We start from the raw sequence: 7257 nt of genomic DNA on the forward strand, positions 1-7257 counted from the left end.
TCAACCTGATTCGTGTTTACAATTACAAAACCTCCATGGTACAGTCGAACCATGCAATACAAACGACTGTTAATGATTTCGCTTTTCAGTGCCCTGATCATCATAGGAGCATATCTAAGGTTTCCACTCCCACCGGTCCCCATCACCCTGCAAACGCTCTTTGTACTGCTTGCAGGTTTTCTCGGGGGAACAAGGACAGCCCTTGCAAGTACGGCCGTCTATCTTTTGCTCGGTGCCATCGGACTTCCCGTCTTTTCAAGCGGAGGGGGTCTGGGCAACCTGATGGGGCCGACAGGAGGCTTCTTGATCGCTCTGCTGCCTGCTGCATGCATTGCCGGATTCGCAGGGAATTTTGCCCAAAAAGCAGAAAAACCAAGAACATACTACACACTCTGCCTGCTTTACGGGCTTATCGCGACGCTTGTCGTCTATCTGGTGGGAGTCCCCTTTTTGAAATACAACCGTTCACTCTCGTGGAGTGTCGCCATCCAAGCCGGAATGCTGCCCTTTTTGATCGGAGACTGCATCAAACTGCTGGCTGCGGCGCACCTGGCCAGAAGCTTTCATCCAAGAATGGCCCAGTTGCTGGGCTGAGCTCTTGCATAAAAGCCTACAAGGCACGTATGGTATGGTCATGAACCAGTGCACAGAACAGCAATTCGATGCTTCAGCCTATATTCCCGCATTTTTGGGAACCTTTGACAGGGTGGCCGGGAATGCCAATTTCCACGGTCTCAAGCCGCTTCCCCAGATGCTCGTCATCGGCGATATTTCCAACGAGCTGCTTGAGCTCATGTTTCCAGGCCGCTGCGGTCGTGACCAAGCAAATTTGAGCTTGCAAGAAATTTTAACCATGCAGTTGAACAAGGTCTGTTCCTTGCTCAAAGGACAGCTTGTGCTCGCCTACCGGTATGACAATCCCTCACTCGAGATTTGTGAAGCACAGGAAAAAGCCGACCAAACAGTAAGAAACCTGTGTGAACGACTGCCCCGGTTGCGGGCGAGCCTGAAAATGGATGCACGGGCGGCTTTCGAGGGAGATCCTGCAGCACGGAATATCCGGGAGGTCATTCTCTCCTATCCCTGCATCAAGACCCTCACCATCCACAGGGTGGCTCATGAGCTGTTTATGATGGAAGTTCCCCTTCTGCCGAGAATGATGAACGAGTATGCCCATAAAGAGACTGGCATCGACATCCACCCCGGAGCAGTGATCGGCAACTCATTCTTCATCGACCATGGTACGGGTACCGTCATCGGGGAGACGACGGTGATCGGGAACAATGTAAAACTCTACCAGGGAGTGACATTGGGAGCCTTGAGCTTTCCCAAGGATGCCTGCGGCGCTCTGATCAGGGGAACCAAGCGGCATCCAACCATCGAGGATAATGTCACCATCTACTCCAATGCAACCGTATTGGGGGACATCACCATCGGCCGGAACGCAGTCATCGGGTCCAACGTCTGGATAAAGGAATCGGTTCCTGCCGACACCATGGTGATGATCCAAGAGCCGCAAATCACCTTCAGGGATTTGAAGATGCGCAAGTCTTAGGGTCGGGCTTCATCGTTGCATAGTGCATAGCGGAGGTGGTCCTCCCACCTCCCGTTCAAAAACAAGTAATCGCGGCACACTCCCTCATCGAGAAACCCAAGCCGTGTGACCAAACGCCTGCTTGCCTCATTCGAGCGCATGATATGAGCCTCGAGACGGTGCAGTTTCATATGGTCGAAGGCATACGAAATGACTGAAGCAACCGCCTCGGTGCCGTATCCCTGCCTCCAGAACCCAGATCCGATGCTGTAGCCGATTTTTGCCGAAAGGCTTGCACCCCAAACGATATGGTTGAGATATACGGTACCCACTATATGCTTCCGATCCTGTTTTAAAAAAAAGAGCAGGGGGAGCATCCTCTTCTGCTCATACAAGCTTGCCTGCCTGCTGCAGAGAGCCTGAAACGAGGCAAGCGTGTAGTAGCTGCTCTGATGCGTCACCGAAAAGGGTTTGCATGCTTGTATGTTGCCTCTCTCATAGGCAAGCAGCGGCTTCGCAAATTCCACCCCGCTCACATAGGCCCGCAGCCGTTCGGTTTCAAAGAGTGGTTGCATCCGGGATGAACTCCATCCGTTTCTCCTTGCCGATCATCCGGCCGAAGGTTCCTTTGATCAGCATGCCTTCCCTGGCAAAGACCGGGGGAGAAAGCACAGCGACATCCAGATAATTTCCACTCAGACCATACCAGCGACCGCCTTTGCGGTTCTGCAGTATTACTTCAGCAGCAGACCCCACCTGTCTTTGCCGATAGCTGTGGTGAAGCTGTTCACTGAGCGTTCTCAAATCGAGTGCACGCTCATCGCGCACAGACTCGGGTACCCGGTCCTGTGCCCGATACAATGGGGTGTCAGGACGTGGTGAGAAGGGAAACACATGCAAAAATGAGAATTGTTGGTCGAGAATGAACTGACGGGTGGCAGCAAAGTCCTCATCCCGTTCTCCGGGAAGACCGGTTATGATGTCGGCTGCAAGAAAGGGATCGCTCTTCGCCTTGCGCAGACGATCAAGGATGTTCGCCAGTTCGGCTATGGTATAATGGCGGTCGACTTTCTTGAGCAACCGGTCGCTGCCGGTCTGCACCGGAATATGGAAATGCGGCTGCATCCGCTTGTCAGTCAGGACATCAAGCAACCTGTCATCAATGTGATCGGGTTCCATCGAGGAGAGACGGATGCGCACAGAGTCGGAGAGACTTGCCAGCAACTTCTCCAACAACCCGCCCAAGCCCTCCCCCTGATGGTCGTACATGGTGAGGTTCACCCCGGTAAGCATTATCTCCTGGAAGCCGGATTGCTGCAGTGCAAGCGCACGTTCGATGACCTGGCCGGATTCCAGGCTTACTGCCTTCCCTCGGGCGATATGGACCCGGCAATATGCGCAGCTGTTGTCGCATCCATCCTGGATTTTCAAATACGCACGACTGTGATACGAGAAGGAGTCGGCGGCGTAATCGAAGACACTTGCCTTTCCATCACTGAACGACAGGCACCCTGTCCTCATGTCCATCCCACTGACAAGACTTGCCTTCAGGTGCTTTGCCAGTTTGAGCAGGTGGGCTTTCTTCTCCAAGGGCACGACAATGACATTGTCACTGAGCTTCCTAAGCTCATCCTCGTTCACCTGGGCGTAACAACCGGTGGCAAGCGTAGGTGCCAGCAGGGCGAACTTGCGGATCATCCTTCGGGCTTTCTGTTCAGCCTTGCTGGTTACAGTACAGGTATTGACGACATAGAGGTCGGCTGGAACCTGTTCCTCAACGATGGTGAAACCTTCCTGCGAAAAGCTGTCGGCTATCGCCTCGCTCTCACACTGATTCAGTCTGCACCCCAACGTATAGACACAAACGTTCAACGTACTTCCTCCTGCTTCTGGAGTGCGTCCATGACGGTATCAAGCGCCTCCTTGAGACTCATGCGCATCTGTCTGGCATATGGGTTGTACCGCTGCAAATCATAAAACAACTGCAGCGGGTCATTGCAGGTCTGTTGCATTACGGTCAAGAGCGTTTTATACCCCGTGGTTGCAAGCTCGGTTTCCCCGAGAGTCAGCTCGGAGAGCGTCCGACCGATGAAGTGGGTGATGCCCTGGGACCAGGCCGCCTCGCGGTCGTGCTGGTCGCAGCTCATCTGCAGCACCTTCAAATCCCAACGCTTGAACTCCTCGACCCAACGTTGCAAGGTCTCGTCGTCGCAACGGACACCGCTGATGACCAAAGGAAGCCCCGCTATCCCGTTCTTGCCTGAATCGGGCCCGAACATGGGATGGGTTGCAATGCATTGCACCTGTTTGGGAAGCTTCTCGCGCATCAGCTTGGCTGGATAAAGCTTGACCGAACAGGTATCCATCACCACCGTGTGATCGGCAATCCGGGAGCCGGTTCGGTCCAAGACTTCGCTGAAAGAGCTGATGGATACACAGTAAAACAGCACCGAACAGGAGAGCACCTCGTCCTCACTGCCTAGAAGCACCCCTTCGGGGGCGGTTTTTGCGCTTCGTCCATACCCGATGACAGAAAATCCATGTTTGGCTAATTCCTTTGCCCAAAAGGAACCGAAACGACCCAATCCATACACGCCGACGCTTATCTTAGCTTCCATGGCCGGCATTGTACTCAATAAGGGTGCATCCTAGCAAGAAGTCGGCTTGGCTTTGGATGCCAGCAGGAACAAGGCTGCCATGCCCATGCTTACCGCCAGCAACAGAAATGAGGCGGATACGGAAAAGAAGCTGATCACAACTCCTACAGCCAGCGGCATTCCGATACGCCCGAGGGTCGACCCCATTGACCGGATATTGGCAAGTTGCAGCAAGTCCGAGGGCCAGCAGGAGATTTCCAGCACCTGGCTCACCGGATTCACCCCGCCCATGCCAAGCCCCATCAAAGCAAGACTCACGTATGCCTGGTGTAGATTGGAAGAGAGAAAGAATCCTATCAGGCCGAGCATGCTCACCAGGCACAAGGAAACAAGAATCCGATGAGCGGGAAGCCCTTTCTTCAGCAAGGGAATGGCTGCCAAGCGGGAAATGGTGCTTCCAAAGTGGATGATGATGATCGCCAAGCCAACCTCGCGGGCTCCTGCTGCGTGCAGCTGGGTGATGGCCAGCAAGGGGTAGACGGCATTGCAGTACTCCACCGCGTTTGCCAGAATGAGAAAGAGCAGGTACTTCATGAACGCCTTGTTCTTCAACAATGAGAACGAATCGGAAAGTTTTTGATCCTTTCTTTGCTCCCATTGGCCAATTCCTGCAGGCCGAAACAGGATGAACAGAACCCCCATGACCAGATAGATGAGCGCCATCTGCACATATCCGTGGTACCACGTGTGCTGCTTGAGAAACGTAATGTAATACCCGCTGAAAATGCTGGCGATGCTGAACGTAAGATGCATCAAGGGGATATTGGTTTTCATTCGAGGTCGGTCGACATTGATCAGAACCATGATGTTGCTGGTTCCGTACAAATAGCCTCCCAATGCATTGAGCAGGAAGAAAAGACCGAAGACTGATGCACTGCGGCACAGGCCCATGCCCAACAAAGTCACAGAAGAGGAGAGAATGCCGATGACCAACAGTGAGTAGGAGCTCAGCTTCCTGGCAAGCAATGGCAGCGTGAGAAATGAAACAAAAGATCCGACCTGGCTGAGGCTCATCAACAGTCCCATCTGAGCCAGCGAAAGTGAGCATGCAATCTGGATCTCCTCGCCCAGGCCGCCGAACAGGCTGCCGGCGAACGCCAAGGCCATCACCATGACAAAGAGGAGGTTGCGTGTACCCATGAGCGGACAATAGCATAAGCGTACAAGAAAATACAGAGCCTTGTGCGTACTTTTCGAAGCCATCTGAACGTGGTAGACTAGCAGGTGCAATTAAAATTTTCCCTGTCAAGGAGCAGAACCATGACGTTTGCAGAAAAAATGAAGGCCCAGGCCATCCGGGCAAAAAAACATCTTGTCCTCGCAGAAGGAACCGAGCTGAGAACCATTCAGGCGGCACGCAAGATCGTCGATGAGAAGCTTGCCGAAAAAGTCATCCTCGTAGGAAATGCCGAAGCTGTTGCCAAAGCGGCCGCTTCCGTCTCCACATCCCTTGAGGGCATCACCGTCATCGACCCCGTCACCAGTGATGACCGCAAGGCATTCGCCCAGGAGTATTATGAGCTGCGCAAGCACAAGGGCATGAGCGAGGAAGAGGCGTTCGAGGGAATCGTCGATCCTCTTCGCTGGGGGGCTATGATGGTCCGGCTGGGCAAGGCCGATGCAATGGTTGCGGGAGCAGAGAACACCACCGGCAATGTATTGCTTGCCGCTTTCAACATCATCAAGACCAAACCCGGCATCAAGTTTGCTTCCTCCTGCTTCGTAATGGCCACCGACAAGACCGAGTACGGTGCAAACGGATCGTTCATTTTTGCCGACTGTGCAACCATTCCCAACCCAACAGCCGAGCAGCTTGCTGAAATTGCAGAAGCATCCGCACTCTCCTGCAGGACATTCCTCAATGCCGAGCCGAAGGTGGCCATGCTCTCCTACTCGACCAAGGGCTCTGCAAAGGGAGAGCTGGTGGACAAGGTGATCACCGCAACCCGCCTTCTCAAGGAGAAGCTTCCTACCTTGGCCGTTGACGGGGAGCTGCAGCTTGATGCAGCCATCGTCGGCAGCGTCGCCAAGAGCAAGGCTCCCGGCTCGGAAGTTGCAGGAAGCGCCAACACCCTGATTTTCCCCGACCTGCAGGCGGGAAATATCGGATACAAGCTTGTCCAGAGGCTCGCCGGTGCGGATGCATACGGCCCGATTCTCCAAGGCTTTGCCAAACCGATCAGCGACCTCAGCCGCGGCTGCTCGGTGGAGGATATCGTGGTGACCAGCGCCATCACCCTCGCCCAGGCTGCAGCCAACTAACCAACACCATCGAAGGGCGGGAGCAGTTGCTTTCCGCCCTTGCTCCAAATCCTGCTTTCAGCTACGATGGACACGCCTCACAAGGAGAGGCATTGCATGAGGCGTGTACGAAATCCCATCAATCTTCTTGACCGCTCAATTCCTCCCGGCATCATCATCTGGTCTCTCGCCTGGCCCACCATCCTTGAGCAGGTCCTCCAAGTCACCGTCACCTATGTGGACTCGGCGATGGTCGGTTCCTTGGGGGCTCATGCAACCGCCGCAATCGCCGTACCTACATCCACCATCTGGTTGGTCAATGGGTGGATGAACGCCTTTGCCATCGGATTCTCCGTATTGATGGCCCGCTTCTTGGGATCAGGCAACTCCCAACGAGCCAAGCAGGTCACCAAGCAGGCTCTGTACACCTCAGTATTCTTCGGGTTGGCTCTTACCTGGCTGTTTGTCGTAATCGCCCGCCATCTTCCAGCTTGGATTGGGGCCGAGGCAGAGGTCCAGCTGCTTGCAAGGCAGTACTATCACTTTATAGCCTTGGGGTATCTGCCCAACCTGGTGATGATTCTCATCAGCACCCTTCTTCGCTGCAGCGGGGATGCAAAGAAAGCCCTCTACTTGAACGGTCTGAACAATATATTGAACATCGCTTTCAATTTTTTCTTCATCTTTGATTTTGTTTCGTTCGGTCCATTTGGATTGCGGGGCTTGGGTTTGGGGGTCAAGGGGGCGGCCATGGCCACCACGCTCTCCTGCACCATCACCAGCATCCTGCTGCTGGTCATCCTGCTGGCCACGGACAACCCCATC

The 7257-nt window shown here is 54.2% G+C and carries 8 protein-coding genes; 4 read left to right on the plus strand and 4 right to left on the minus strand.

Annotation, left to right across the window (positions count from 1 at the left end):
- Positions 1-51: 51 nt before the first annotated feature.
- Entirely contained in the window at positions 52-594 is a 543-nt protein-coding gene (locus tag B3F49_RS01475) for a biotin transporter BioY (protein WP_293890660.1), read from the plus strand.
- Positions 595-634: 40 nt separating this feature from the next.
- Positions 635-1555, plus strand: a complete 921-nt coding sequence (gene epsC, locus B3F49_RS01480) for a serine O-acetyltransferase EpsC (RefSeq protein ID WP_293890658.1) — start codon at positions 635-637, stop codon at positions 1553-1555.
- Here epsC and B3F49_RS01485 read toward each other — a convergent pair.
- The 4 genes from B3F49_RS01485 to B3F49_RS01500 are packed head-to-tail and all read right to left on the minus strand — an operon-like array spanning position 1552 to position 5331.
- Positions 1552-2109: a GNAT family N-acetyltransferase gene (locus B3F49_RS01485; RefSeq protein ID WP_293908655.1), complete on the minus strand. Its 558-nt coding sequence runs from the start codon at positions 2107-2109 to the stop codon at positions 1552-1554. The two genes, epsC and B3F49_RS01485, sit on opposite strands and share 4 nt — an antisense overlap.
- Positions 2093-3406, minus strand: coding sequence for a tRNA (N(6)-L-threonylcarbamoyladenosine(37)-C(2))-methylthiotransferase MtaB (mtaB, locus tag B3F49_RS01490; protein ID WP_293894038.1), 1314 nt, complete (start codon positions 3404-3406; stop codon positions 2093-2095). The genes B3F49_RS01485 and mtaB overlap by 17 nt, the downstream gene beginning before the upstream one ends.
- Entirely contained in the window at positions 3403-4152 is a 750-nt protein-coding gene (locus B3F49_RS01495) for a prephenate dehydrogenase/arogenate dehydrogenase family protein (protein WP_293908656.1), read from the minus strand. The genes mtaB and B3F49_RS01495 overlap by 4 nt, the downstream gene beginning before the upstream one ends.
- A 30-nt stretch (positions 4153-4182) precedes the next feature.
- Entirely contained in the window at positions 4183-5331 is a 1149-nt protein-coding gene (locus B3F49_RS01500; RefSeq protein WP_293894032.1) for an MFS transporter, read from the minus strand.
- A gap of 120 nt (positions 5332-5451) precedes the next feature.
- Between B3F49_RS01500 and pta the strand changes: the two genes are divergently transcribed.
- Together pta and B3F49_RS01510 are read left to right on the plus strand one after the other, a co-directional pair.
- Positions 5452-6453: a phosphate acetyltransferase gene (gene pta / locus B3F49_RS01505; RefSeq protein WP_293908657.1), complete on the plus strand. Its 1002-nt coding sequence runs from the start codon at positions 5452-5454 to the stop codon at positions 6451-6453.
- A gap of 96 nt (positions 6454-6549) precedes the next feature.
- On the plus strand, positions 6550-7257 hold a 708-nt coding region (locus tag B3F49_RS01510), incomplete at its 3' end, for an MATE family efflux transporter (protein WP_293908658.1).

It is taken from the genome of Sphaerochaeta sp. UBA5836 (assembly GCF_002432845.1).
Taxonomy (GTDB): Bacteria; Spirochaetota; Spirochaetia; order Sphaerochaetales; family Sphaerochaetaceae; genus Sphaerochaeta.